The following is a 23,425-nucleotide window of genomic DNA, read 5'->3' as shown; positions in this document are numbered from 1 at the left end:
TATGATTTGTTAGCTTGCTAAGTAAATAACCAGAATTTGCAACACACCTTTACAGAAGCTGGAACAATCACCGGGCCCCCGTAAACCGCGACATTGCGTCGCAGGGCGCTGAGTTTTATGACAAAAGTTTCATGTTGGCGTCAGTCGGCAGGCGAAAAAAAGCCCCGCAATAGCGAGGCTCTTTCATTGCGCAGCGGATCAGCTGCCTTTGACAGCCTTGCCGTCAACGGTACCGTCTTGCAGCATGATGTTGTATTCCTTGCCGTCGGTCTCGACCTGACGCAGGGCAACCAGGATGCCGCCCCAGTCCTTGGCAAACCACATTTGGGTAATGCGCTTGCTTTGCGTCGGGTCACGCACGCGCTCGACCTTGATCGCATCGATGGAGCCGGCTTTGGTCTGGACCTTTTCCGGGCCAATCACGCGGAAGTCGTAGGTATCGGTATCAGTACCCTCGACCACGCGGTAGCTCATGCTTTTCTTGCCGGCTGCGACATCGCGCTGCAGGGCAAGCTGGTAGGTCGACTTGTCCATCATGCCGCTTTCAAGGGCGACATTGACCGGGTCCTTGTTTTCGAAGCCGGTGACCTTGTTGGCCGTGCGGTCGAAGTCCAGGTTGATCTTCTTCGCCTTGCCCAGGCCTCCGCGTTCGAAGGTGTAGCTCTGCGGCTGCAGGGCGTCCTTGTCGAAGCGGATCACGCTGGTTTCGGTCAGGCTGGCGATCATCATGGACGCCTTGAAATTCAAGGTCCAGGTGCCGTTGTCATTCTTGGTCAGGCTGCGTTCTGCCGAACCACTCATGGGCAACTGTTTCCAGTCGGCGGTGTAGCTGGCGGAGAAAGGGTGAAGGTCTGCCGCTTGCACGGCAGGCAAGGCGAACAGCGCAAAAGCGAAGAGCAGGGCGCGACGCATAAAGTCTCCTAGGTTCGAATCAAGTGGCCGCTGGCCGCAAGTAACTGACCGTCCAATAATGCACCGTGGTCGCCAAGAATCAACCGCCCCTCAGCGAACCAGCGAACAGCCAGCGGGTAAATCCTGTGTTCCTGGGTGTGAACCCGTTGCGCAAGCGTCTGCGCAGAGTCCGCAGACTCTACCGGAACTACTGCCTGTACGACCAGAGGCCCGCCATCGAGTTCCTCGGTAACAAAGTGCACGCTGCAACCGTGCTCGGTGTCGCCGGCCTCCAGGGCACGCTGGTGGGTGTGTAACCCTTTGTATTTTGGCAGCAGGGACGGGTGGATATTCAGCAGGCGCCCGTTGTAGTGGCGTACGAAGTCAGCGCTGAGAATGCGCATGAAGCCAGCCAGTACCACGAGTTTGGGATTGAAGGCGTCGATCAGTTCGATCAAGGCGCTGTCGAAGGCCTCGCGGCCTTCGAAAGCCTTGTGATCCAGGGAGCGGGTGTCGATACCTGCGTCCCTGGCGCGTTGCAGGCCGTAGGCGTCGCTCCGGTTGGAGATCACCGCAGCGATGCGCACCGGGCTGTCGCCGGCGCGCGTGCTGTCGATCAGGGCCTGCAAGTTACTGCCGGTGCCGGAGAGCAGCACCACGACATCACAGGTCTGGGACATCTGCCCTTGCATCAGTGTGCCTTGAGGTTCTTCAGTTCAACCGCAGCAGCGCCTTCGGGGGCGGTGGCGATCTGGCCGATGACCCAAGGCTGCTCGCCGGCTTCACGCAGTACGTTCAGCGCGGTTTCAACGTGCTCTTGAGCCACGCAGATCACCATGCCCACGCCGCAGTTCAGCACGCGGTGCATCTCGGTTTCATTGACGTTGCCTTTCTCTTGCAGCCAGTCGAATACCGCAGGGCGCTGCCAGCTGGCCACGTCGACGATGGCCTGGGCGCCTTTTGGCAGAACGCGCGGGATGTTGTCCAGCAGGCCGCCACCGGTGATGTGGGCCATGGCCTTGACCGCGCCGGTGTCCTTGATCAGCTTGAGCAACGGCTTCACGTAGATGCGGGTCGGGGCCATCAGCAGGTCGGTCAGAGGCTTGCCGTCGAGCTGGATGGTTTCGATGTCGGCGCCGGACACTTCGATGATCTTGCGGATCAGCGAGTAGCCGTTGGAGTGCGGGCCGGAGGATGGCAGGGCCAGCAGGGCGTCACCGGCAGCGACTTTGGAGCCGTCGATGATTTCGGATTTCTCTACAACGCCGACGCAGAAACCGGCCAGGTCGTAGTCTTCGCCTTCGTACATGCCTGGCATTTCAGCGGTTTCGCCGCCGACCAGGGAGCAGCCGGACAATTCGCAGCCGGCGCCGATGCCGGTAACCACTTGGGTCGCGGTCTCGACGTTGAGCTTGCCGGTGGCGTAGTAGTCAAGGAAGAACAGCGGCTCGGCGCCGCACACCACCAGGTCGTTCACGCACATGGCAACCAGGTCGATGCCGATGCTGTCGTGCTTGTTCAGGTTCAGTGCCAGGCGCAGCTTGGTGCCCACACCGTCGGTGCCGGAGACCAGTACAGGCTGCTTGTAGCCGGCCGGGATCTCGCAGAGGGCGCCAAAACCGCCCAGGCCGCCCATGACTTCGGGGCGCGCAGTGCGCTTGGCGACGCTCTTGATGCGTTCGACCAATGCTTCACCGGCGTCGATGTCTACACCGGCGTCCTTGTAGCTCAGGGAGGGTTGCTTGCTCATGATCCAGGCCTTTAGGGGGGATTTCTGGGTAACGACCGAATGCGGCGGGTATACCGAAACCTGAAGTTTCAGCATGGCCTGCCATTGACGGTCTGCGAAGGCGCGCGATTTTATCAGGCTTGAGGGGCAGCGGCCATCCTCGGGCCGACGGGCAGGGGCAATAGCTGTTAAAAAAATCGCTAATCGAGTCGGTCACGGGCCGTATTAAGGTATAGCCTTTAACTCGCTATCGTTATGACAGTACAAAAACTTGCCGAGGCCCTGTGAATGTTTTGCCGGTCGCTGTGGTCACAGCCTTGCTAAACACTGTTCACGCGGTCTGTTCCAACCGCTTATTTTGCCGTTCGGGAATCTTCTTTCATGGGTCTGAGTAAATATTTTTTTGTGGGCTGTTTGTCGTTGGTCAGCCTGGCGAGTCATGCCGAAACCCTCAATGGCCTCTATCAAGTGCTGGAACCGGTCAGCAGTCAGTCTCCCCAGGAGCGTGACCAGGCTACCCAGCGTGCCCTGCAAACCCTGGTGATCCGCCTGACCGGCGACGCAAAGGCCGCCGATGGCCCAGCCCTGGCGGCGATCCGCAAGGACCCGCAACAGATCATCAGCCAATACGGCTACGACGCCGGCCCGCCCGAAAGCCTGCAGGTGGATTTCGATCCCGTGAGCACTGATCGCGCCTTGCGTGGCGCGGGCCTGGCGCTGTGGGGCAGCAATCGGCCGTCGATCCTCGGTTGGTGGTTGAACGATTCCGTTGAAGGCAGCAGTTTGGTCGGCGATGGCCAGGCCGTCGCCCAACCGCTGCGCCGTGCGGCCCAGCACCGTGGTTTGCCGTTGCGCCTGCCGTTGGGTGACCTGGACGAGCAAATCGTCGCCACCGCGCCGAATCTTGAAAGCCCCGACGCCACGCCGCTGCGTGCCGCCTCCGAACGTTATGGCGCCGACGCCTTGCTGGCGGTGCACGCCCGCGAAGACGGCGGCCAATGGTCGGCCAAATGGCGCCTGTGGCTGGGGGATAAAAGCGAGCAGGGCACTGCCACCGGCACAGACACCGGCGCATTGGCCGACGCCGTGCTGCTGGCCGTGAGCGAACGCCTTGCGCCGCGCTTTGCGGTCAAGGCCGGCGCTGCCACCAGCGATCAGTTGCTGGAAGTGCAGGGCATGAACCTGGAGCATTACGCCGCCCTCGGTCATCTGCTGGAGCCGTTTGGCGCCCAGCCGGTACGCGTGGACGGTACTCGCATTGTCTATCGCGTGAATGGCAGCGCCGAGCAGTTGCGTACCCAGTTGAGCCTGGCCAAGTTGCAGGAAGTCCCGGCAGGTGAAGCGCCGGCTCCGCAGCCGGTGGTGGAAGGTGCACAACCGGCGCCGGTCGAGCCGACGCCGCAGTTACGTTTTCATTGGTAAGCGTTCTTCCTCCTTATATAGAAGCAGGAAGCAAATAACAGACGGAGTGGTATATGGCGGATACGCGTCGTTGGGTGTGGATTGGCGGGATTGTCCTGCTGTGCGTTTTTGTGTTCCTGCTGCATTCGATCCTGACGCCGTTCCTGGTTGCGTTACTGCTGGCCTATCTGTTCGATCCCGTGGTGGATCGCCTGGAAAAGCTCGGCCTGTCACGTACCTGGGGCGTGGTGGCGGTGTTTGCCTTGTTCACGTTGATCATCACGGCGTTGGTGCTGGTGCTGGTGCCGATGCTGGCCAAGCAATTGTTCAAGCTCTATGAACTGGCGCCGCAGATGCTCGACTGGCTGCAACACACGGCCATGCCGTGGGCGCAGGCCAAGTTGGGGCTGGCAGACGGCTTCTGGAAGTTCGACAAGGTCAAGGCGGCCATCAGCGAGCATATGGGCCAGACCACTGACATCGTCGGCGTGGTACTGAGCCAGGCGACGGCGTCGAGCCTGGCGCTGATCGGCTGGCTGACCAACCTGGTGCTGATACCGGTGGTGGCGTTCTACCTGCTGCGGGACTGGGACATCATGATGGCCAAAATCCGCAGCCTGCTGCCGCGCGACCGCGAAGAGCGTGTGGTTTCCCTGGCCGGGGAGTGCCATGAGGTGCTCGGCGCCTTCGTCCGTGGCCAGTTGCTGGTGATGCTGGCGTTGGGGATTATCTACGCGGCGGGGCTGATGGCTATCGGCCTGGAGCTGGGGCTGTTGATCGGCCTGATCGCCGGCCTGGCGGCCATCGTGCCGTACATGGGCTTCGTGATCGGGATTGGTGCGGCACTGGTGGCTGGGTTGTTCCAGTTCCACGGCGACCTGTACCCGATGCTCGGGATTGTCGCGGTGTTCATGGTTGGCCAGGCCCTGGAAGGCATGGTGCTGACGCCGTTGCTGGTGGGCGACCGGATCGGCCTGCACCCGGTGGCGGTGATTTTCGCGATCCTGGCGGGCGGCGAGCTGTTCGGCTTTACCGGCATCCTGCTGGCGCTGCCGGTGGCGGCCGTGATCATGGTGCTGGTGCGCCATGTGCACGACTTGTACAAGGATTCGGACATGTACGCCGGAACAGACGAACCGGAGTTATAACCGCAGCATCACAAACCCGGCTCAAGGCCGGGTTTGTCATTTAACGGCTCTGGCGTTTTGCCGATGCGTCAAACAATCTTCACCAAATCCAACAAGTTAACGCAAACCTTTGATTTTGCTTGTGGTCTGCTGCATTGTGCGCCCGGCGTCACGGGTATAAACTTTGCAAACTTTACACAGAGGCCACTAACGGTTCGATTGGAACCGTTCAGTCAGCATGAAACCGATTCAGCTGCCCCTAGGTGTGCGTCTGCGTGACGACGCCACCTTTATCAATTACTACCCAGGCGCCAATGCCGCTGCACTCGGCTATGTCGAGCGGCTCTGCGAAGCCGACGCCGGGTGGACCGAAAGCCTGATCTACCTCTGGGGCAAGGACGGCGTGGGGCGTACCCACTTGTTGCAGGCCGCGTGCCTGCGTTTCGAGCAGATGGGCGAACCGGCGGTGTACCTGCCGTTGGCGGAGCTGCTGGACCGCGGTATCGAGATCCTCGACAACCTTGAACAATACGAACTGGTCTGCCTGGACGATTTGCAGGCAGTGGCGGGGCGGGCGGATTGGGAAGAGGCGCTGTTCCACCTGTTCAACCGCTTGCGTGACAGCGGCCGGCGTTTGTTGATTGCCGCATCCACCTCGCCCCGAGAGTTGCCGGTGAAGCTGGCCGACCTCAAGTCACGACTGACCCTGGCGCTGATTTTCCAGATGCGCCCTTTGTCCGACGAAGACAAATTGCGCGCCCTGCAGTTGCGTGCTTCCCGTCGCGGCTTGCACCTGACCGACGAAGTCGGGCATTTTATTCTCACCCGTGGCACCCGCAGCATGAGCGCACTGTTCGACTTGCTCGAACAGCTCGACCAGGCCTCCTTGCAGGCCCAGCGCAAGCTGACCATTCCCTTCCTTAAAGAAACCCTCGGCTGGTAGCCAGCCCTTCAAAATCGGGGCTTTCGGCAAATTCCAGGCGCCAGAAAACCTGCGTTTGGGCCGTTTTGGCCACGCAAATGGCTTGTATAGGGTGTTAAGGGCTTAGATGTCATAGTCCAAACAAGAAGTCACATAGATCACGATTGAATTTGCAAATCGATGTGATAGAAGGCATAGTCTCGGCTTCTTTACACATCAGCCACGGTCGTGCCCATGCTAAATCGCTTCGCACCCCTCGTGCCTCTCGCACTCGTTACCCTGTTGTTTGGTTGCGCCACCCACACTCAAAACGTGGCTGAGCAGCAAAAACCGGCACAACAGTCCCAGGCAAAATTCGTTGCATCGCAGTCTTCCACTGTTTATCAGGAAGAGATCGCAACTGAAAAAGAACTTGCCGATTTCGCCGGCGCCAAGCCTTACCAGCTTCCAGTTCTGGCCGACAGCATTCTCGAACGCGGCATGTCCCTGATCGGTACCCGTTACCGTTTCGGCGGTACCTCTGAAGCCGGTTTCGACTGCAGCGGTTTCATCGGCTACCTGTTCCGTGAGGAAGCCGGCATGAACCTGCCGCGCTCCACCCGCGAAATGATCAACGTTAATGCACCGTTGGTCGCACGGAACAACCTCAAGCCCGGTGATCTGCTTTTCTTCAGTACGGCTGGCCGTGGTCGTGTCAGTCACGCCGGTATCTACCTGGGCGACAACCAGTTTATCCACTCCAGCAGCCGCCGCAGCGGTGGTGTGCGAGTCGACAACCTGGGTGACAGCTACTGGAGCAAAACCTTCATCGAAGCCAAGCGCGCCCTGGCGATGGCCCCGACTACCGTTACCGCCAGCAAGTAAAGTTAAAGTGATACTTGAAGTTTGACGTGTAAGCGCTAGAATCCCTGGACATTGTTGTAAATCGATCGCGCGAGCTTTGCTTGCGCGTTCTGTTTTTCAACGTTCGGCAGCGAAAGCCGCATCCAGATCAGGATTGTTCTGCCCATGTCGACCTCGGCCCGCCTAATTCTTCTCGTTTGCGCCGCGCTGCTCAGCGCCTGCGCAAGTCGTCCTCCGCCTGCTCCCGTGGCCGTCAAGCCCAAGCCGGTGTTCAACACCTACGCCACCCAAAGTTTCTCGCCGGCAGCCGAAGACGTGCTCTTTCGTGCGCTGGGCCTGGTGGGCACGCCTTATCGCTGGGGCGGCAATACGCCGGACTCGGGGTTTGATTGCAGCGGCCTGATCGGTTTTGTTTACCGTGATGCAGCCGGCATCTCCCTGCCGCGCACCACCCGCGAGCTGATCGTGATGCGCGCCCAGGACGTGAGCGAAAACAACCTGCAAACCGGTGACCTGATCTTCTTCGCCACCGGTGGCGGCTCCCAGGTCAGCCATGCCGGGATCTACGTGGGAGAAGGGCGCTTTGTGCATGCGCCGCAAACCGGCGGTACGGTGAAGCTGGACACGCTGTCCAAGGCCTATTGGCAGAATGCCTACCTGAGCGCCAAGCGTGTGTTGCCGGCTGAGCACCTGGCGCGAAACCCTTAGGAAAAACGCTAATCAAAATGTGGGAGCCGGGCAAGCCCAGCTCCCACATTGTTTTGTGTGGTGAGTTGAATCGGCTATTTCGCCGCCGACACCCGCCACACCTTGTTCCCCACATCATCCGCCACCAGCAAATCCCCCTGCTTGTCGATCACCACGCCGACCGGGCGGCCCATGGCTTTCTCATCGCTGTCGAGGAACCCGGTCAGCACATCCACCGGCTGGCCTTTTGGCTTGCCTGCCTCAAACGGTACGAAGATCACCTTGTAGCCACTGTGGGGCTTGCGGTTCCACGAGCCATGCTGGCCGATAAACGCGCCGTTGCTGAACTGCGCCGGCAACTTGCTGCCGTCGGCAAAGGTCAGCCCGAGGGACGCCGTGTGCGGCCCTACCGCATAGTCCGGCGCAATGGCCTTGGCCACCAGATCCAGGTTCTGTGGGCTCACCCGCACATCCACGTGCTGCCCGTAGTAGCTGAACGGCCAGCCATAGAAAGCCCCGTCCTTGACCGAGGTGATGTAGTCCGGCACCAGATCACTGCCGATCTCGTCGCGCTCGTTGACGGCCGTCCACAGCTTGCCGCTTTGCGGTTCCCAAGCCATGCCATTGGGGTTGCGCAGCCCGGAGGCGAAAATGCGGTGCTCGCCGGTGGCGCGGTCCACTTCCCAGATCGCGGCCCGGCCTTGCTCGGCTTCCAGGCCGTTTTCCCCGACGTTGCTGTTGGAGCCCACGCTCACGTACAACTTGCTGCCATCCTTGCTGGCCACCACGTTTTTGGTCCAGTGATGGTTAATGCTGCCGCCCGGCAAGTCGGTCACGGTGGTGCCGGCTTCCTTGATCGAGGTTTCGCCCGGCTGATAAGGGAAACGCAGCAGCTTGTCCGAATCGGCGACATACAAGTCGTTGCCCACCAGCGTCATGCCGAAGGGCGAATTCAGGTTCTCCAGGAACACCGTGCGGGTCTCGGCGACGCCATCGTGATCAGCGTCTCGCAGCAGGGTTATGCGATTCGGGCTGGGCACGCCAGCGCCGGCACGGCCCATGACTTTTTCCATCACCCAACCACGAATGCCCTTCGAGTCGTCCGGCTTGGGCGGCGCGGTGGTTTCCGCCACCAGCACGTCGCCATTGGGCAGCACATACAGCCAGCGCGGGTGATCCAGGCCTTCGGCAAACGCTGCCACCTGGGTGCCCGCCGCCGGGGTCGGCTTGGTGCCTTCCGGCCAGCCGATCGCCGGTGCGATATTCACCGTGGGAATCAGGGTTTTATTCGGTTCCGGCAGCTTGGGCGACGGCCCGGTGCCGTCGGACACTTGCAGGGTAGAGCTTTCACCACAGGCGGCGAGGGTGCCGGCGAGCATGATCAGTAGGGCAAGTCGGGTCTTGTGCATGGTTTTCTCCTTGATACCTGTAGGGGTAGAGGCGTGTAGCGGCCGGATGGTTCACGCGCGTGTCCGGCTTTAATTGACGCTCCACCCCCAACCCACTAACCTTCGCGGCTTGTTTCAGGTGCTCTGTGGCGTACGCGTCGACTGAGTGAAACAGGGAAGCCGGTGAGTGAGCGTACTTTTCTACAGTGCAGCCACGATCCCGGCGCTGCCCCCGCAACGGTAAATGAGTCAAGACGGTGCCTTAAGCCACTGTATCGCCCGCGATATGGGAAGGCGCACCCTCGGCATTGCATGTCACTCATGAGCCCGGAGACCGGCCTGATCCATCCAACAGCATCACGGTGGGCGATGCTTGGCTGTCTATCTGTACCTTTTTCCTGCCCGCCGTTTTTGTCCAGCCCCAACGGAGAGCTGCCATGACTGAATCCCCCGATCGTGACGAACGCCACCTGGCGCGCATGCTGCGCAAAAAAGCCGTGATTGACGAGCGCATTGCCAATTCACCGAACGAGTGCGGGTTGCTGCTGGTGCTCACCGGCAATGGCAAAGGCAAGAGCAGCTCAGCCTTTGGCATGCTGGCCCGGGCCATGGGCCACGGTATGCAGTGCGGCGTGGTGCAGTTCATCAAGGGCCGCAACAGCACCGGCGAAGAACTGTTCTTCCGCCGTTTCCCCGAGCAGGTGCGGTTCCACGTGATGGGCGAAGGTTTCACCTGGGAAACCCAGGACCGTGCCCGCGACATCGTGGCTGCCGAAGCCGCCTGGGCGGTCTCCCGTGAAATGCTGCAAAACCCGGCCATCGGCCTGGTGGTGCTGGATGAGCTGAACATCGCCCTCAAGCACGGCTACCTCGACCTGGACCAGGTGCTCAGCGACCTGCAGGCCCGCCCGGCCATGCAACACGTGCTGGTGACCGGCCGGGGTGCCAAACCCGAATTGATTGAAATGGCCGACACCGTGACGGAAATGGGCATGCTCAAGCACGCCTTCCAGGCCGGTATCAAGGCACAGAAAGGCATCGAACTTTGAATCAGCCCCGTCACTGTCCTGCAGTCCTGATCGCCGCACCGGCATCCGGCCAGGGCAAAACCACCGTCACCGCCGCGCTCGCCCGTTTGCACCGCAACCTGGGGCGCAAGGTGCGGGTGTTTAAATGCGGCCCGGACTTTCTCGATCCGATGATCCACGAGCGCGCCAGTGGTGCGCCGGTCTATCAATTGGACATGTGGATGGTGGGCGAGCAGGAAAGTCGCCGGTTGCTGTGGGAAGCGGCGGGGGAAGCCGACCTGATCCTGATCGAAGGCGTGATGGGCCTGTTCGACGGCACGCCGTCCAGTGCCGACCTGGCGCGCCATTTTGGCGTGCCGGTACTGGCCGTGATCGACGGTACCGCCATGGCCCAGACTTTCGGCGCCCTGGCGCTGGGCCTGGCGCGCTACCAGCCGGACCTGCCGTTTGCCGGTGTGCTGGCCAACCGCGTCGGCACCCTGCGCCACGCGCAATTGCTCGAAGGCAGCCTCACCGAAGGCCTGCGCTGGTATGGCGCACTGTCCCGGGAAACCGGCATCGAGTTGCCCAGCCGGCACCTTGGCCTGGTGCAGGCCAGCGAACTGAATGACCTCGACCTGCGCCTTGACGCAGCCGCCCAGGCCCTGGGCAGCAGCTGCGAGGTAGCACTGCCACCGCCGGTGGAGTTCGCCGCGCCCGAGGTGATCGAGGCCCAGCCGTTGTTGGCCGGCGTGCGCATTGCCGTGGCCCGCGACGAAGCCTTTGCCTTTACCTACGGCGCCAGCCTCGACCTGCTGCGGGCGATGGGTGCTGAGTTGCGATTCTTCTCGCCGATTCGCGACAGCGCGTTGCCTGAAGCTGACAGCCTCTACCTGCCCGGCGGCTACCCGGAACTGCATCACCAGGCGCTGTCGGAAAATACCGCGATGCTGGACGCCATCCGCGCCCACCACGCTGCCGGCAAGCCACTGCTGGCCGAATGCGGCGGCATGCTCTATCTGCTGGACTCGCTCACCGATGTCGATGGCGCCCGTGCTGAACTGGTCGGCCTGCTCCAGGGGGATGCCGTGATGCAAAAGCGTCTGGCGGCATTGGCGCTGCAAAACGTCGAACTGCCTGAAGGCCTGTTGCGCGGCCACACGTACCATCACTCGCTGACCACTACCGAGTGGCAGCCGATTGCCCGGGGCCTGAGCCCGAATGGCGGGCGCGGCGCCGAGGCGGTTTACCGTCAGGGCCGGATGACGGCGTCCTACGTGCACTTTTATTTCCCGTCCAACCCGGTGGCGGTGGCTGCCTTGTTTGCGCCGGACCCTCAGGCCGCCATCGCAGGCAAGCCAGCTCCCACACTTGACCGAGTTGAAACGCAATCCACTGTGGGAGCGGGCTTGCCCGCGATGAGGCCATGACTGACAACGCCTTTCCCCAGGCCGACCGCGAAGCCGTCTACCGCGCCATCGCCGAACGCCGCGACATGCGTCACTTCAGCGGCGGCAGCGTCGCGCCGCAATTGCTCCATCGCCTGCTGCAAGCCGCGCACCAGGCGCCGAGCGTCGGCTTGATGCAGCCCTGGCGGTTTATCCGCATCAGCGACCGCACTTTGCGCGGGCAGATCCAGCAACTGGTGGAAGAAGAACGCGTACGCACCGCTGAAGCCCTCGGCGAGCGCTCCGACCAGTTCATGAAGCTCAAGGTCGAAGGCATTAACGACTGCGCCGAAGTGCTGGTGGCTGCCCTGATGGACGACCGCGAGCGGCATATCTTCGGGCGACGCACCTTGCCGGAAATGGACATGGCGTCGTTGTCCTGTGCGATCCAGAATCTATGGCTGGCGGCCCGCGTCGAAGGCCTGGGCATGGGCTGGGTCTCGCTGTTCGAGCCCCAGGCCCTGGCCGAACTGCTGGGCCTGCCGCCCGGCGCCAAGCCGTTGGCCGTGTTGTGCCTGGGCCCGGTGACCGAGTTCTACCCGGCACCGATGTTGCAGCTCGAAGGCTGGACCGAACCACGGCCACTGAGTGACATGTTGTATGAGAATGTTTGGGGAGTGAGTCAATGAGTGTGGCCTTGCTGAGTGTCGCTGCGGTGGCGCTGGATGCGCTGCTGGGCGAGCCCAGGCGCTGGCATCCGCTGGTGGCGTTCGGCAATTTTGCCGGGCGCATCGAGCAGCGTTTCAATTCCGGCGGTCGTGGCTGGCGCAGCCATGGTGTCACTGCGTGGGTGATCGCGGTGGTGCCGCTGACCCTGCTGGCCACGGCCCTGTCGTGGGCGCCTTACATCGGCTGGGTACTGGAAATCCTCGCGCTGTATTGCGCCCTCGGCATGCGCAGCCTCGGCGAGCACGTGCTGCCGGTGGCGCAAGCCCTGCGCAGCGACGACCTGGACGAGGCGCGCAAGCGTGTCAGCTACCTGGTCAGCCGCCAGACCAGCGAACTGGACCGCACCGAAGTCGCCCGCGCGGCCACCGAATCGGTGCTGGAGAACGGCAGCGATGCGGTATTTGCCGCCTTGTTCTGGTTTGTGGTCGCAGGCGTGCCCGGCGTGGTGCTCTATCGTCTGAGCAACACCCTGGACGCCATGTGGGGCTATCGCAATGAACGCTTTGAACGTTTCGGCTGGGCCGCAGCAAAGATCGACGACGTACTCAACTACATTCCTGCACGCTTGGTGGCGTTGACCTACGCGCTGCTGGGCAAAACCCGCCTGGCCCTCACATGCTGGCGCACCCAGGGCCCGACCTGGGACAGCCCCAACGCTGGTCCGGTGATGGCGGCCGGTGCCGGCGCCCTCGGCGTCGAACTGGGCGGCGCGGCGATTTATCACGGCGAACTGCACCAGCGCCCGCAACTGGGCGAAGGCCCGCCAGCGGACGCAGACTCCATCGAGCGTGGCTGGCAACTGGTGCAGCGCGGCGTGTGGCTATGGTTGTTGATCCTGTGCGTGGGGGCTGAGTTTTATGCTTGAGCACGGTGGCCGCTTGCGCAAGGCGGCGATGCAGTACGGCATTCCAGAAGCCGAATGGCTGGACCTGTCCAGCGGCCTGGCGCCGTGGCCGTTTCCGATCCCGGAAATCCCGCTGCGGGCCTGGGCGCGCCTGCCTGAAACCGATGACGGCCTGGAACAGGCCGCCTGCGAATATTATGGGGCGACCCATGTGCTGCCGGTTGCTGGCTCCCAGGCCGCGATCCAGTTACTGCCGCGCCTGCGCCGGGCGGGCAAGGTCGGTGTGTTGTCGCCGTGCTACGCCGAGCACGCGGAGGCCTGGCGTCGCGCCGGCTATATCGTGCGCGAAGTGCTGGAGCAGGAAGTCGACTTCTTCCTCGACAGCCTCGACGTGCTGGTGGTGGTCAACCCCAACAACCCCACCGGCCTGAGCCTTGCGCCCCAACGCTTGCTGGACTGGCACGCACGCCTGGCCCAGCGCGGTGGCTGGCTGGTGGTGGATGAAGCCTTCATGGACATCACTCCGCAGTTGAGTCTGGCGAGCCAGGCTCATCAAGTCGGGCTGATCGTGCTGCGCTCGTTTGGCAAATTCTTTGGTCTGGCCGGGGTACGGCTGGGGTTTGTATTGGCCGAGCGCAAGCTGCTCAAACTGCTCGCCGAACAGGTGGGACCGTGGGCCGTCAGCGGGCCGACGCGGGTGCTGGGGCAAGTGTGCCTGCGCGATACCGCCGGCCATGCGCAACAGCGGCTGCGTTGCGAATCGGCCAGCCAGCGCCTGTTTGATGTGCTCGAACGCCACGACTTGCGGCCTCAGGGCGGCTGCGCGCTTTTCCAGTGGATGATCACCGACCGGGCTGAGCTGTTGCATGAATTCATGGCCCAGCGCGGGATTCTGCTGCGCCTGTTTGTTGACAACAGCAGCTTGCGGTTTGGCCTGCCGGACACCGAGGCCGACTGGCTGCGACTGGAACAGGCGCTCAGCGCCTACAAGGACGCCACATGAGTACCTTGATGGTGCAGGGCACCACATCCGACGCGGGCAAAAGCACGCTGGTGACCGCACTTTGCCGCTGGCTGGTGCGCCAGGGCATCCCCGTGGTGCCCTTCAAACCCCAGAACATGGCCCTCAACAGCGCCGTGACCGCCGAAGGTGGCGAGATCGGCCGCGCCCAGGCGGTGCAGGCCCAGGCGGCGAACCTGGCGCCCCACACCGACATGAACCCGGTGCTGCTCAAGCCCAACAGCGACACGGGCTCCCAGGTGATTATCCATGGGCGTGCCGTGACCACCATGAATGCCGTGGCCTACCACGACTACAAAGCCATCGCGATGCAGGCAGTGCTGGCCTCCCATGCGCGGTTGAGTGCGGCGTATCCGGTGGTGATAGTCGAGGGCGCGGGTTCGCCGGCCGAGATCAACCTGCGGGCGAATGACATTGCCAACATGGGCTTTGCCGAAGCGGTGGACTGCCCGGTGCTGCTGATTGCCGACATCAATCGTGGCGGGGTATTTGCGCACCTGGTGGGCACGCTGGAATTGTTGTCGCCGACCGAACAGGCGCGGGTCAAAGGCTTCATCATCAATCGGTTTCGTGGGGATATTGCGCTGTTGCAGCCGGGGCTGGATTGGCTGGAAGCGCGTACCGGCAAACCGGTGGTGGGGGTGTTGCCGTATGTGATGGATTTGCACCTGGAGGCGGAGGACGGTATCGACCAGCGTCAGATCGACAAGGCGGCGCAGGTGCTCAAGGTGGTGGTGCCGGTGTTGCCACGCATCAGTAATCACACGGATTTTGATCCGCTGCGGTTGCATCCGCAGGTGGATTTGCAGTTTGTCGGGCCGGGGCAGGCGATTCCTGCGGCGGACCTGATTATTTTGCCGGGCTCGAAAAGTGTGCGCAGTGATTTGGCGTATTTGCGGGCCAATGGGTGGGATACGGCTTTGGCGCGGCACCTGCGTTACGGCGGGAAGGTGTTGGGGATTTGTGGTGGGTTGCAGATGCTCGGGGAGCAGGTGCATGACCCGCTTGGGTTGGAAGGGCCCAGCGGTTCCAGTGTTGGTTTGGGGTTGCTGGCGTTCAGTACGACGTTGGAAGAAGAGAAGCAATTGCGCAATGTGCGGGGGCGGTTGTTGCTGGAGGATGCCGAGGTGAGTGGGTATGAGATCCACGCGGGCGTAACCAGTGGCGCAGGTCTATTGCGGGCTGCGGTGCAGTTGGATGATGGGCGCAGTGACGGGGCGCAGAGTGAGGATGGGCAGATCTTTGGCACTTACCTGCATGGGGTGTTTGAGACGCCGGCTGCGTGTAGTGCGTTGTTGCGGTGGGCTGGGTTGGAGGATGTGCAAGAGGTGGATTATCACGGGTTGCGGGAGCGGGATATCGAGCGGTTGGCGGACCTTGTAGAGCAGCATTTGGATACCGGGTTGCTGCTTGATTTGTGTGGGGTTTGATTTTTTTGGACTGTGTACATATCCATTCCTGCGGTCACGGCCGCTTAGGGTTCCGCTCTTACAGCGGGTCACCCAAACGCCCCAAAAGTAACCAAAAGGTCTTTGCCCCACCACTCGGTGCCTCGCTTAGGCTCGGCATGCCCGCACTCCGGCCATCGTGGTTGACGGGGCCCGCAGATCAAAAGCAAGAGCACGGCGGCCTGAAAGCCGACCTGAGTGGTAGAAGCAAAGGCAAGAGCTGCTTTTCTGTAGGAGCCGGCTTGCCGGCGAAGAACCTGAGAACGCCGCGTTCATTCAGGACGCCAACGTCATCGTTAACGACCATCGCCGGCAAGCCAGCTCCTACAGGGGATCGTGCCCGCTTTAGATTTTGCCTTTGCTTCACCACACTCAAGCCGGCCTGCAGGCCGCTGTGCTGTTGATCTGCTTTTGATCTTGATCTTAGGCGCCCCGTTAAACCACGCTGGCCGAACGCAGGTAGTACGGAGCGGGTAAACCGGCAGGACGCCGGTTTAGCCGCGACGGGGCAGGGACGCCCCGTCGCGGCGGCCCGCTTCGTGCTACCGGAGCTGAGGGCACACCGAGCCTAGGCGAGGTGCCGAGTGGTGGGGCAAGAGCGTTTTGCTTACTTTTGCGCTTTTCAAAAGTGAGCCGCTGTAAGAGCGGAACCAATAGTGGCCGTTACCTAAATAACGGATATACACACAAAGCAGAGGCACAACCCATGCTCCAGTTGATCCTCGGCGGCGCCCGCTCCGGCAAAAGCCGCCTGGCTGAAACGCTCGCCACCGACAGCGGCCTGAGCGTCACCTACATCGCCACCAGCCAACCCCTGGACGGCGAAATGAGTGCGCGCGTCGCCCACCATCGCGAGCGTCGCCCAGCCGAATGGGGCTTGATCGAAGAGCCCATCGAACTGGCCCGCGTCCTCAGGGAAAACGCCAGCCCCAACCATTGCCTGCTGGTCGACTGCCTGACCCTCTGGCTCACCAACCTGCTGATGCTCGAAGACCCTGACCGTCTAAAGCAAGAGCGCGAAACCCTGCTGCAAACCCTGGCCACCCTCCCGGGAGAAATCATTTTTGTCAGCAACGAGACCGGTATGGGTGTCGTGCCGCTGGGCGAATTGACTCGCCGCTACGTCGATGAAGCCGGTTGGCTGCATCAAGCCTTGGCCGAACGTTGTCAGCGCGTTGTCCTGACCGTCGCCGGCCTGCCCCTGACTCTGAAAGGTACTGCGTTATGACCGACACCTGGTGGCTCAACCCCTGCAAAGCAATCGACGCCCAAGCCCACGAACAAGCCCTGGCTCGCCAACAGCAACTGACCAAACCCGCCGGCTCCCTCGGCCAACTGGAAGCCGTAGCCGTCCAATTAGCCGGCCTCCAAGGCCAGGTCAAACCCAGCGTCGACCACCTGTGGATCGCCATCTTCGCCGGCGACCACGGCGTCGTCGCCGAAGGGGTCTCCGCCTTCCCCCAGGAAGTCACCGGCCAGATGCTCCACAACTTCGTCACCGGCGGCGCCGCCATCAGCGTGCTGGCCCGCCAACTGGACGCGAAACTGGAAGTGGTCGACCTCGGCACCATCACCCCCACACTGAACCTGCCCGGCGTGCGCCACCTCAACATCGGTGCCGGCACCGCCAACTTCGTCAACGGCCCGGCAATGACTGAAGCTCAGGGCCGACTGGCGTTGCAAGCCGGCCGCGACAGCGTGCACCGCGCCATTGCGAGCGGCGCGCAGCTGTTTATTGGCGGCGAAATGGGCATCGGCAACACCACCGCCGCCAGCGCCCTGGCCTGCGCGCTGCTGGACTGCCAGGTCAGTGACCTCACCGGCCCCGGCACCGGCCTGAACGCCCAGGGTGTCAGCCACAAAGTCGCCGTCATCGAACGCGCCCTGGCACTGCACGCAGGCGAGCGTGATGCCCCGCTGAAAACCCTGTTCAACCTCGGCGGCTTCGAAATTGCCGCGCTGGTCGGCGCCTACCTGGCCTGTGCCCAAGAGGGCGTCGTGGTGCTGGTGGACGGCTTTATCTGCACGGTCGCGGCGCTGGTCGCCACGCGCCTCAATCCGGCCTGCCGCGAATGGCTGCTGTTCGGCCATCGCGGTGCCGAGCCCGGTCACCGTCACGTGCTGCAAAGCCTCAATGCTGAACCGCTGCTGGAACTCGGCCTGCGTTTGGGCGAGGGCAGTGGCGCCGCGCTGGCCGTGCCGTTGCTGCGCCTGGCCTGCGCGCTGCACGGGCAGATGGCAACCTTCGCTGAAGCCGCCGTGGCGGATCGTCCGGCATGACCCTGCACCTGGACCTGCTGCGCCACGGCGAAACCGAACTGGGCGGCGGCTTGCGCGGCAGCCTGGACGACGCGCTCACCGCCAGGGGCTGGGAGCAGATGCGTGCGGCGGTGGTGGCGCAGGGCCCGTGGGACCGTGTGGTCAGTTCGCCGCTGCAACGTTGCGCGAGGTTTGCTGATGAGTTGGGCGCACGCCTGAACCTGCCAGTCAGCCTGGAAAAGGATCTGCAGGAGCTGCACTTCGGTGCCTGGGAAGGGCAGAGCGCTGCGGCCTTGATGGAGACCGATGCCGACGCGCTGGGGCTGTTCTGGGCCGATCCCTACAGCTTCACACCGCCCCAGGGCGAGCCGGTGGCGCAGTTTTCCGCCCGGGTGCTGGGCGCTGTCGCCCGCTTGCATCAAGCGTATGACGGCCAGCGCGTGCTGCTGATCAGCCACGGCGGCGTCATGCGTCTACTGCTTGCCCAGGCGCGCGGTCTGCCGCGTGAGCAACTGTTGAATGTCGAAGTCGGCCATGGTGGCCTGTTCAGCCTGCAGGTAGAGGCTGGTGGCGTATTGAAGGAAGGACTCTAAGCATGCTGCCGTTCTGGATCGCCTTGCAGTTTCTCAGCAGCCTGCCGATTCGCTTGCCGGGCATGCCGCAGCCCCAGGAGCTGGGACGCTCGTTGCTGTTTTATCCGGTGGTGGGGCTGTTGTTCGGGCTCCTGCTGTGGGGCTTGAACGCCGTGTTGATGGGCGCACCCTTGCTGCTGCATGCCGCGCTGCTGTTGACCGCGTGGGTGCTGCTCAGCGGTGGCCTGCATCTGGATGGCCTGGCCGACAGCGCTGACGCCTGGCTCGGTGGCTTCGGCGACCGCGAGCGCACCCTGACCATCATGAAAGACCCGCGCAGCGGGCCGATCGCGGTGGTCACCCTGGGCCTGGTGTTGCTGCTCAAGTTCACTGCGCTGGTGGCATTGATCGAGCAGCACAACGGCGCCGCGCTGATCCTCGCACCATTGATTGGCCGCGCTTCGATGCTGGCGCTGTTTCTCACTACGCGGTACGTGCGTGCTGGCGGGTTGGGGCAGGCGTTGGCGGATCATCTACCACGGATCGTCGGCCAACAGGTGCTGATCCTCAGCGGTCTGGCGTGTCTCTTGATCGGCGGCTTCAGCGGCGGCATTGCCGTGTTGCTGGCGGCCCTGTGCTTTATCGGCTTGCGCCAACTGATGGTCAATCGCCTTGGCGGCACCACCGGCGACACGGCTGGCGCGTTGCTGGAGCTGCTGGAAGTCGCTGTGTTGGTCGGTCTGGCGCTGTAACAGTTTCTTGCATTTCATTAATCCCGGGTATATACACGCTCCATGCTTGCCTCCCAATGTTTATGTACCAACCTGCGTCGCGCCGCTCGTGGCGTCAGCAGGCATTACGACGGCGCTCTCGACGGCTTCGGGATCAACGTTGCCCAGTATTCTCTGCTGTGTAATCTGCAGCGCCTCGATCAACCGAGCATTTCCAGCCTGGCCGATGCCATGGGCCTGGATCGCAGCACGTTGGGGCGCAACCTGCGGGTGCTGGAAGGCGAAGGCCTGGTGCAGTTGGTGGAGGGTGACGACCTGCGTAACCGCCTGGTGTTGCTCACCGAAACCGGGCATGAACGGCTTGCCGCGGCATTGCCGGCCTGGGAAGCGGCGCAGCAAAAATTGATTGATCAGTTGGGCGCCGAAAAGCGCGAAACCCTGTTGGCCTTGCTGGATGAACTCGCTTGATGCGGGTTTGTTCGATGACAAGCGGGTATATACCCGCGAACGGAGAATAAGAATGACCTCGATGTGGCGCACCAGCGGCTGGATTCTAGTGGGGAGTGCGTTGATCCTGGCGTTGTCTCTGGGCGTGCGGCATGGCTTTGGCCTGTTCCTGGCGCCCATGAGTGCCGAGTTTGGCTGGGGCCGTGAAACCTTTGCCTTTGCCATCGCCCTGCAAAACCTGATCTGGGGCCTGGCGCAGCCGTTTACCGGCGCCCTGGCCGACCGCTTCGGCGCTGCCAAGGTGGTGATGATCGGTGGCGTGCTGTATGCGCTGGGCCTGGTGTTCATGGGCTTGTCGGACTCGGCGTGGTCGCTGTCCCTGAGTGCCGGGTTGCTGATCGGCATCGGCCTGTCGGGCACCTCGTTCTCGGTGATTCTCGGGGTGGTGGGGCGTGCCGTGGCGCCGGAAAAACGCAGCATGGCCATGGGTATCGCCAGCGCCGCCGGCTCATTCGGCCAGTTCGCCATGTTGCCGGGCACCCTCGGTTTGATTGGTTGGCTCGGCTGGTCGGCCGCGTTGCTGGTGCTGGGTGTGATGGTGGCGCTGATTGTGCCGCTGGTGAGCATGCTCAAGGACCGTCCGCTGCCAGCGGTGGCCGGTCAACAAACTTTGCGCGAGGCCTTGCATGAAGCCTGCTCCCATTCAGGCTTTTGGCTGTTGGCGTTCGGTTTTTTTGTCTGCGGTTTCCAGGTGGTGTTTATCGGTGTGCACTTGCCGTCGTACCTGGTGGACCAGCATTTGCCCGCCTCGGTGGGCACCACAGTGCTGGCATTGATCGGCCTGTTTAATATCTTCGGTACTTACACCGCCGGATGGCTCGGCGGGCGCATGTCCAAGCCGCGCTTGCTGACCGGGTTGTACCTGCTGCGGGCGGTGGTGATTGTGATCTTCCTGTGGGCGCCGGTGACGCAAACCAGTGCCTACCTGTTCGGCATGGCAATGGGCTTCTTGTGGCTGTCCACGGTGCCGCTGACCAACGGTACGGTCGCGACCTTGTTTGGGGTCAGAAACCTTTCCATGCTCGGCGGGATCGTGTTCCTGTTCCACCAGCTCGGCTCGTTCCTCGGTGGCTGGCTGGGCGGCGTGGTCTATGATCGAACCGGTAGTTACGATTTGATCTGGCAAGTGGCAATCGTCCTGAGCCTGGTGGCGGCAGCCTTGAACTGGCCGGTGCGCGAGCGTCCGGTGGCACGTTTGCAGGCGCAAATGGGGGTGGCATGAATTCGACCTGGCATTGGCTCGGCGCCGCAGGAGCAGCGCTCTTGCTGCTTCTGGCGTGGTGGGGCTGGCAACAGGGCGGGCTGGCATTGATGCAGTTGGGCATGGCGATCTGTTAAGTTCTGTGTCTGAGACTTTTCAAGGACAGGTGACATGCTGATGCGCTGGCTCGCAGTACCCGCTCTGATGGTGGCTTTTGGCGGTGTCGCCATGGCCGCCGATTGCCCGCCGTTGCTTGAAGGCCAGTTGCCCAAGCTGCGCGCCAAGGAATCCATCGACCTGTGCCAGCGCTTCGCCGGCAAGCCGCTGCTGATCGTCAACACCGCCAGTTTCTGCGGGTTTGCGCCGCAGTTCAAAGGGCTTGAGGCGTTGTATCAGCGCTACAAGGGCCAGGGCCTGGAAGTGATTGGCGTGCCGTCCGATGACTTCAAGCAGGAAGCCAAGACCGGCGAGGAAACCGCCAAGGTTTGTTATGTGAACTACGGCGTGACCTTCACCATGACCGAGCCACAGAAGGTCAAGGGCCCGGACGCGGTGCATCTGTTCAAGATCCTGGCGCAGCAGAGCAGCGCGCCGAAGTGGAATTTCTACAAGTACGTGGTGGACCGCCAGGGCAAGGTGATCGCCAATTTCTCCAGCCTGACCAAGCCGGATAATCCAGACCTGATCAAGGCGCTGGAAGAGGCGCTGGCTTCGAAGCCCTGATCGGCGCCCACTAAAAAGCCCCGCCTCTTGTGCAAGAGAGCGGGGCTTTTTTATGTCGCTTTACATCAGAACTTGTACGTCACGCCCAGGCCGAAACCGTTGGCGCTGTTTTCGTACTTGGCGTTGTAGGACTGGCCCAGTGCGTTAGCGCGTGCAACTTTGACAGGTTCTTCCTTGAGGTAGGAGTAAGCCACGTCGATGGTCATGTTCGGCATTACGTCGTAGCCCAGGCCGAGACTGAAGATCGTCCGGTCACCGGTAGGGATACGAGGCGAGCGATCAGTGTTATTGGTCGGCGACTGGTCGAACGTCAGGCCGGTACGCAGTACCACCTGCTTGGTCACACGGTACGAGGTACCCAGGGCGTAGGCCCAGGTGTCGTGCCAGTTCTGGTCTTCCTTGATGGTGCCGACAATTTGCGGAGCCAAAGCGCCACTGCCCGCAGCGGCAGATACGCCTTCGTTGTTGACGGTGATGTCTTTCAGTCGGCTCCAGCGCGTCCAGGTTGCGCCCGCATAGAGTTTCCAGGCATCGCTCAAGTCTTGAGTAACAGACAGGTCCCAGGACTCAGGCGTGTCGATCTTCAGCGAGGCGTCATAGCGACCATTGTTCAAGAGAGTGGCAGGAACGTTGGTCCCTTTGGTCACTTCGGTATGGCCTTCGAGCTTGTACTTCACTTTCGAGTGGTAGGTCAGGCCCACACGAGTGGTGTCAGTGGCTTGTACCAGCAGACCGGCGTTGAAGCCGAGCGCGGTGTCATCACCCTTGATCTTGATGTTGTTGGAGCCGGTACCCGCGATTGGCAGGTTGATGTCGGACTCAAGCGTACCGGAGATACGGTTGATAGTCGGACCAAAACCAATGGATACCCGGTCGTTGAAGGCATAGCTGACGGTTGGCTGGAAGGTAATGACCTTCACTTCGCTCTTACTGCCGAATGCTTTGCCCTGGAAGCCACTTTCGTAGTCAGTCACTAGGCCAAATGGTGCATAGACGCCGAAACCGACAGCCCATTGCTCATTGAGTTTATTGGTGTAGAAACCGAAAGGAACGGCAGTAAAAGGCACCATGTCGCCTTTGTTGCTACCGGTGGAGCGGCCACTGACATCTTTTATGTTGGTGGAGGCATCGATCGCGGCAACACCACCTGTAACTTGCTGGCCTTCAAGGCGAGCCATACCGGCAGGGTTACCATAAACGGTGCTTGCGTTATCGGCAGAGGAAGAGCGTCCCGCAAAACCGGTACCCATCCCGGCAACATCTTGTTCGTTGAGGGCGAAGCCGCTCGCGAACACGTGGGAGGATGCCATTGCAACGGCGAGGCTAAGTGTCGTCTTGAGCATTACTTTTTTCATTATTAGAACTCCGTGGTGATCACCGCTGCGGAAAGTAACAATAAATTTATGTTTGCGCTATAGGCTGAAACATAGGAGATAGAGCGGTTTTGTAGGACAATCCGACCAAAATCAACGTTTTTAGCCGAATCTTGCAAATCGCCCGATCAACAAGCGACGTGATTCATGGGTGAAACACAGGTTTGCCAGGCTTGGGTGAAATCCCGAAGCCGGCCCTGGGGGTGAAATATTTCTTTCCAGATACGCGCCATGGCCAAAACATCGTCGGGTGGCGGCAGGGCAGGGCGGTGTTGTTCCACCAGCAGCCAGGCGATGGCGGTGGCGTAACGCAGGTTGACCGTCAGCTCAAGCTGCGGCCCGCTGAGGAACGCGTGCTGGCTGGCGAGGCCACGAACCAGGCTGGCGCGCTCGGGGTCCAGCGCCAGGTAGTTGTCCCACAAGGCGCGGTGGCGCGGTTCGGTGATGCTGTAGAGGCCATGGCCGCGGCGGTCGTGCAAGGCTGAACCGAGGGCCGACTGGCTGGCGGCGATACCCAGCAGCAGGGATTCGGCAGTCGGGTTATGGCGGCCCAGATACAGCAGGGTGGGCCGGATCACATAACGACACAATTCGCTGGCGGCGATGCCCATAAAAGCCTCAATCCATGAAATTG

The 23,425-nt window shown here is 62.0% G+C and carries 24 protein-coding genes and 1 riboswitch; of the genes, 18 read left to right on the top strand and 6 right to left on the bottom strand.

Translation table 11 applies throughout. From position 1 onward, the window contains the following. Window positions 1-198: 198 nt before the first annotated feature. The 3 genes from V3W39_RS04540 to purM are packed head-to-tail and all read right to left on the bottom strand — an operon-like array spanning window position 199 to window position 2,641. Window positions 199-912 (bottom strand): DUF3108 domain-containing protein, encoded by a 714-nt coding sequence (locus tag V3W39_RS04540; protein WP_088426114.1) that lies wholly within the window; start codon window positions 910-912, stop codon window positions 199-201. 8 nt (window positions 913-920) lie between these two features. Further along, complete coding sequence (purN, locus tag V3W39_RS04535) at window positions 921-1,571, bottom strand: phosphoribosylglycinamide formyltransferase (protein ID WP_177079489.1); 651 nt, start codon at window positions 1,569-1,571, stop codon at window positions 921-923. Between the two features lie 11 nt (window positions 1,572-1,582). Continuing rightward, window positions 1,583-2,641: a phosphoribosylformylglycinamidine cyclo-ligase gene (gene purM, locus V3W39_RS04530; protein ID WP_010176470.1), complete on the bottom strand. Its 1,059-nt coding sequence runs from the start codon at window positions 2,639-2,641 to the stop codon at window positions 1,583-1,585. Window positions 2,642-3,001: 360 nt separating this feature from the next. On the opposite strand from purM, the gene V3W39_RS04525 reads away from it, so the two are divergent. The 5 genes from V3W39_RS04525 (at window position 3,002) to V3W39_RS04505 (ending at window position 7,621) form a co-directional block, all read left to right on the top strand. Further along, window positions 3,002-4,042: a DUF2066 domain-containing protein gene (locus tag V3W39_RS04525; protein WP_330212257.1), complete on the top strand. Its 1,041-nt coding sequence runs from the start codon at window positions 3,002-3,004 to the stop codon at window positions 4,040-4,042. 53 nt (window positions 4,043-4,095) lie between these two features. Further along, window positions 4,096-5,169, top strand: a complete 1,074-nt coding sequence (locus V3W39_RS04520) for an AI-2E family transporter (RefSeq protein WP_177044832.1) — start codon at window positions 4,096-4,098, stop codon at window positions 5,167-5,169. 217 nt (window positions 5,170-5,386) lie between these two features. Then, window positions 5,387-6,091, top strand: coding sequence for a DnaA regulatory inactivator Hda (gene hda, locus V3W39_RS04515; RefSeq protein WP_010176467.1), 705 nt, complete (start codon window positions 5,387-5,389; stop codon window positions 6,089-6,091). Between the two features lie 213 nt (window positions 6,092-6,304). Beyond that, a complete protein-coding gene (locus V3W39_RS04510; protein ID WP_177044830.1) occupies window positions 6,305-6,934 on the top strand; it encodes a C40 family peptidase in 630 nt (209 codons plus the stop codon). A gap of 144 nt (window positions 6,935-7,078) precedes the next feature. Next, window positions 7,079-7,621 (top strand): C40 family peptidase, encoded by a 543-nt coding sequence (locus tag V3W39_RS04505; RefSeq protein WP_003210749.1) that lies wholly within the window; start codon window positions 7,079-7,081, stop codon window positions 7,619-7,621. A gap of 74 nt (window positions 7,622-7,695) precedes the next feature. On the opposite strand, the gene V3W39_RS04500 is transcribed toward V3W39_RS04505, so the two are convergent. Beyond that, window positions 7,696-9,009, bottom strand: a complete 1,314-nt coding sequence (locus V3W39_RS04500; protein ID WP_330212256.1) for a PQQ-dependent sugar dehydrogenase — start codon at window positions 9,007-9,009, stop codon at window positions 7,696-7,698. Between the two features lie 99 nt (window positions 9,010-9,108). Beyond that, window positions 9,109-9,345: riboswitch (cobalamin riboswitch) on the top strand. An 80-nt stretch (window positions 9,346-9,425) separates the two neighbouring features. On the opposite strand from V3W39_RS04500, the gene cobO reads away from it, so the two are divergent. The 13 genes from cobO to V3W39_RS04435 all read left to right on the top strand — a co-directional run bounded on the left by cobO (window position 9,426) and on the right by V3W39_RS04435 (window position 21,418). Further along, the gene (gene cobO / locus V3W39_RS04495; protein ID WP_177044826.1) at window positions 9,426-10,037 is read left to right on the top strand and encodes a cob(I)yrinic acid a,c-diamide adenosyltransferase; all 612 of its coding nucleotides are present in this window, start codon (window positions 9,426-9,428) and stop codon (window positions 10,035-10,037) included. Further along, window positions 10,034-11,425: a cobyrinate a,c-diamide synthase gene (locus V3W39_RS04490; protein WP_330212255.1), complete on the top strand. Its 1,392-nt coding sequence runs from the start codon at window positions 10,034-10,036 to the stop codon at window positions 11,423-11,425. The genes cobO and V3W39_RS04490 overlap by 4 nt, the downstream gene beginning before the upstream one ends. Next, window positions 11,422-12,072, top strand: a complete 651-nt coding sequence (gene bluB / locus V3W39_RS04485) for a 5,6-dimethylbenzimidazole synthase (protein WP_330212254.1) — start codon at window positions 11,422-11,424, stop codon at window positions 12,070-12,072. Before V3W39_RS04490 ends, bluB begins: the two co-directional genes overlap by 4 nt. Next, the gene (gene cbiB / locus V3W39_RS04480; RefSeq protein WP_177044813.1) at window positions 12,069-12,977 is read left to right on the top strand and encodes an adenosylcobinamide-phosphate synthase CbiB; all 909 of its coding nucleotides are present in this window, start codon (window positions 12,069-12,071) and stop codon (window positions 12,975-12,977) included. Before bluB ends, cbiB begins: the two co-directional genes overlap by 4 nt. Continuing rightward, a complete protein-coding gene (gene cobD / locus V3W39_RS04475) occupies window positions 12,970-13,959 on the top strand; it encodes a threonine-phosphate decarboxylase CobD (protein ID WP_177113814.1) in 990 nt (329 codons plus the stop codon). The genes cbiB and cobD overlap by 8 nt, the downstream gene beginning before the upstream one ends. After that, window positions 13,956-15,407, top strand: coding sequence for a cobyric acid synthase (locus tag V3W39_RS04470; protein WP_330212253.1), 1,452 nt, complete (start codon window positions 13,956-13,958; stop codon window positions 15,405-15,407). Before cobD ends, V3W39_RS04470 begins: the two co-directional genes overlap by 4 nt. A 724-nt stretch (window positions 15,408-16,131) precedes the next feature. After that, a complete protein-coding gene (gene cobU / locus V3W39_RS04465; RefSeq protein WP_177044808.1) occupies window positions 16,132-16,653 on the top strand; it encodes a bifunctional adenosylcobinamide kinase/adenosylcobinamide-phosphate guanylyltransferase in 522 nt (173 codons plus the stop codon). Continuing rightward, the gene (gene cobT, locus V3W39_RS04460; protein ID WP_330212252.1) at window positions 16,650-17,705 is read left to right on the top strand and encodes a nicotinate-nucleotide--dimethylbenzimidazole phosphoribosyltransferase; all 1,056 of its coding nucleotides are present in this window, start codon (window positions 16,650-16,652) and stop codon (window positions 17,703-17,705) included. The genes cobU and cobT overlap by 4 nt, the downstream gene beginning before the upstream one ends. Next, window positions 17,702-18,277 carry an alpha-ribazole phosphatase family protein gene (gene cobC, locus V3W39_RS04455; protein WP_330212251.1) on the top strand — a complete coding sequence of 192 codons (576 nt, stop codon included), beginning with the start codon at window positions 17,702-17,704 and terminating at the stop codon, window positions 18,275-18,277. The genes cobT and cobC overlap by 4 nt, the downstream gene beginning before the upstream one ends. 2 nt (window positions 18,278-18,279) lie before the next feature. Further along, window positions 18,280-19,008: an adenosylcobinamide-GDP ribazoletransferase gene (locus V3W39_RS04450; protein WP_330212250.1), complete on the top strand. Its 729-nt coding sequence runs from the start codon at window positions 18,280-18,282 to the stop codon at window positions 19,006-19,008. A gap of 42 nt (window positions 19,009-19,050) precedes the next feature. Beyond that, the gene (locus tag V3W39_RS04445; protein WP_177044800.1) at window positions 19,051-19,455 is read left to right on the top strand and encodes a MarR family winged helix-turn-helix transcriptional regulator; all 405 of its coding nucleotides are present in this window, start codon (window positions 19,051-19,053) and stop codon (window positions 19,453-19,455) included. Between the two features lie 61 nt (window positions 19,456-19,516). Then, complete coding sequence (locus V3W39_RS04440; RefSeq protein WP_177045156.1) at window positions 19,517-20,716, top strand: MFS transporter; 1,200 nt, start codon at window positions 19,517-19,519, stop codon at window positions 20,714-20,716. A gap of 150 nt (window positions 20,717-20,866) precedes the next feature. Beyond that, window positions 20,867-21,418, top strand: coding sequence for a glutathione peroxidase (locus V3W39_RS04435; protein ID WP_177044798.1), 552 nt, complete (start codon window positions 20,867-20,869; stop codon window positions 21,416-21,418). Window positions 21,419-21,483: 65 nt separating this feature from the next. Here the strand turns inward: V3W39_RS04435 and V3W39_RS04430 are convergent, their stop codons facing one another. Both V3W39_RS04430 and V3W39_RS04425 read right to left on the bottom strand, forming a co-directional pair. Beyond that, window positions 21,484-22,773, bottom strand: coding sequence for an OmpP1/FadL family transporter (locus tag V3W39_RS04430; protein WP_177044796.1), 1,290 nt, complete (start codon window positions 22,771-22,773; stop codon window positions 21,484-21,486). 146 nt (window positions 22,774-22,919) lie between these two features. After that, window positions 22,920-23,402, bottom strand: coding sequence for a hypothetical protein (locus V3W39_RS04425; protein ID WP_177044794.1), 483 nt, complete (start codon window positions 23,400-23,402; stop codon window positions 22,920-22,922). Window positions 23,403-23,425 lie beyond the last annotated feature (23 nt).

It is taken from the genome of Pseudomonas sp. Z18(2022) (assembly GCF_036346535.1).
GTDB lineage: Bacteria > Pseudomonadota > Gammaproteobacteria > Pseudomonadales > Pseudomonadaceae > Aquipseudomonas > Aquipseudomonas yamanorum_A.
The sequence above is the reverse complement of the archived record's forward strand: the minus strand, read 5'-3'. Positions and strand labels throughout refer to the sequence as shown.

Coding starts and splice junctions, on each gene's coding strand:
- V3W39_RS04440 (WP_177045156.1), top strand. CDS start 19,517: ATGTGGCGCACCAGCGGCTGGATTCTAGTGGGGAGTGCGTTGATCCTG.
- V3W39_RS04540 (WP_088426114.1), bottom strand. CDS start 912: ATGCGTCGCGCCCTGCTCTTCGCTTTTGCGCTGTTCGCCTTGCCTGCC.
- V3W39_RS04500 (WP_330212256.1), bottom strand. CDS start 9,009: ATGCACAAGACCCGACTTGCCCTACTGATCATGCTCGCCGGCACCCTC.
- V3W39_RS04510 (WP_177044830.1), top strand. CDS start 6,305: ATGCTAAATCGCTTCGCACCCCTCGTGCCTCTCGCACTCGTTACCCTG.
- V3W39_RS04525 (WP_330212257.1), top strand. CDS start 3,002: ATGGGTCTGAGTAAATATTTTTTTGTGGGCTGTTTGTCGTTGGTCAGC.
- V3W39_RS04435 (WP_177044798.1), top strand. CDS start 20,867: ATGCTGATGCGCTGGCTCGCAGTACCCGCTCTGATGGTGGCTTTTGGC.
- V3W39_RS04520 (WP_177044832.1), top strand. CDS start 4,096: ATGGCGGATACGCGTCGTTGGGTGTGGATTGGCGGGATTGTCCTGCTG.
- cobD (WP_177113814.1), top strand. CDS start 12,970: ATGCTTGAGCACGGTGGCCGCTTGCGCAAGGCGGCGATGCAGTACGGC.
- bluB (WP_330212254.1), top strand. CDS start 11,422: ATGACTGACAACGCCTTTCCCCAGGCCGACCGCGAAGCCGTCTACCGC.
- cobC (WP_330212251.1), top strand. CDS start 17,702: ATGACCCTGCACCTGGACCTGCTGCGCCACGGCGAAACCGAACTGGGC.
- V3W39_RS04425 (WP_177044794.1), bottom strand. CDS start 23,402: ATGGGCATCGCCGCCAGCGAATTGTGTCGTTATGTGATCCGGCCCACC.
- V3W39_RS04430 (WP_177044796.1), bottom strand. CDS start 22,773: ATGAAAAAAGTAATGCTCAAGACGACACTTAGCCTCGCCGTTGCAATG.
- V3W39_RS04445 (WP_177044800.1), top strand. CDS start 19,051: ATGCTTGCCTCCCAATGTTTATGTACCAACCTGCGTCGCGCCGCTCGT.
- purM (WP_010176470.1), bottom strand. CDS start 2,641: ATGAGCAAGCAACCCTCCCTGAGCTACAAGGACGCCGGTGTAGACATC.
- cbiB (WP_177044813.1), top strand. CDS start 12,069: ATGAGTGTGGCCTTGCTGAGTGTCGCTGCGGTGGCGCTGGATGCGCTG.
- cobT (WP_330212252.1), top strand. CDS start 16,650: ATGACCGACACCTGGTGGCTCAACCCCTGCAAAGCAATCGACGCCCAA.
- V3W39_RS04505 (WP_003210749.1), top strand. CDS start 7,079: ATGTCGACCTCGGCCCGCCTAATTCTTCTCGTTTGCGCCGCGCTGCTC.
- hda (WP_010176467.1), top strand. CDS start 5,387: ATGAAACCGATTCAGCTGCCCCTAGGTGTGCGTCTGCGTGACGACGCC.
- cobU (WP_177044808.1), top strand. CDS start 16,132: ATGCTCCAGTTGATCCTCGGCGGCGCCCGCTCCGGCAAAAGCCGCCTG.
- purN (WP_177079489.1), bottom strand. CDS start 1,571: ATGTCCCAGACCTGTGATGTCGTGGTGCTGCTCTCCGGCACCGGCAGT.
- V3W39_RS04450 (WP_330212250.1), top strand. CDS start 18,280: ATGCTGCCGTTCTGGATCGCCTTGCAGTTTCTCAGCAGCCTGCCGATT.
- cobO (WP_177044826.1), top strand. CDS start 9,426: ATGACTGAATCCCCCGATCGTGACGAACGCCACCTGGCGCGCATGCTG.
- V3W39_RS04470 (WP_330212253.1), top strand. CDS start 13,956: ATGAGTACCTTGATGGTGCAGGGCACCACATCCGACGCGGGCAAAAGC.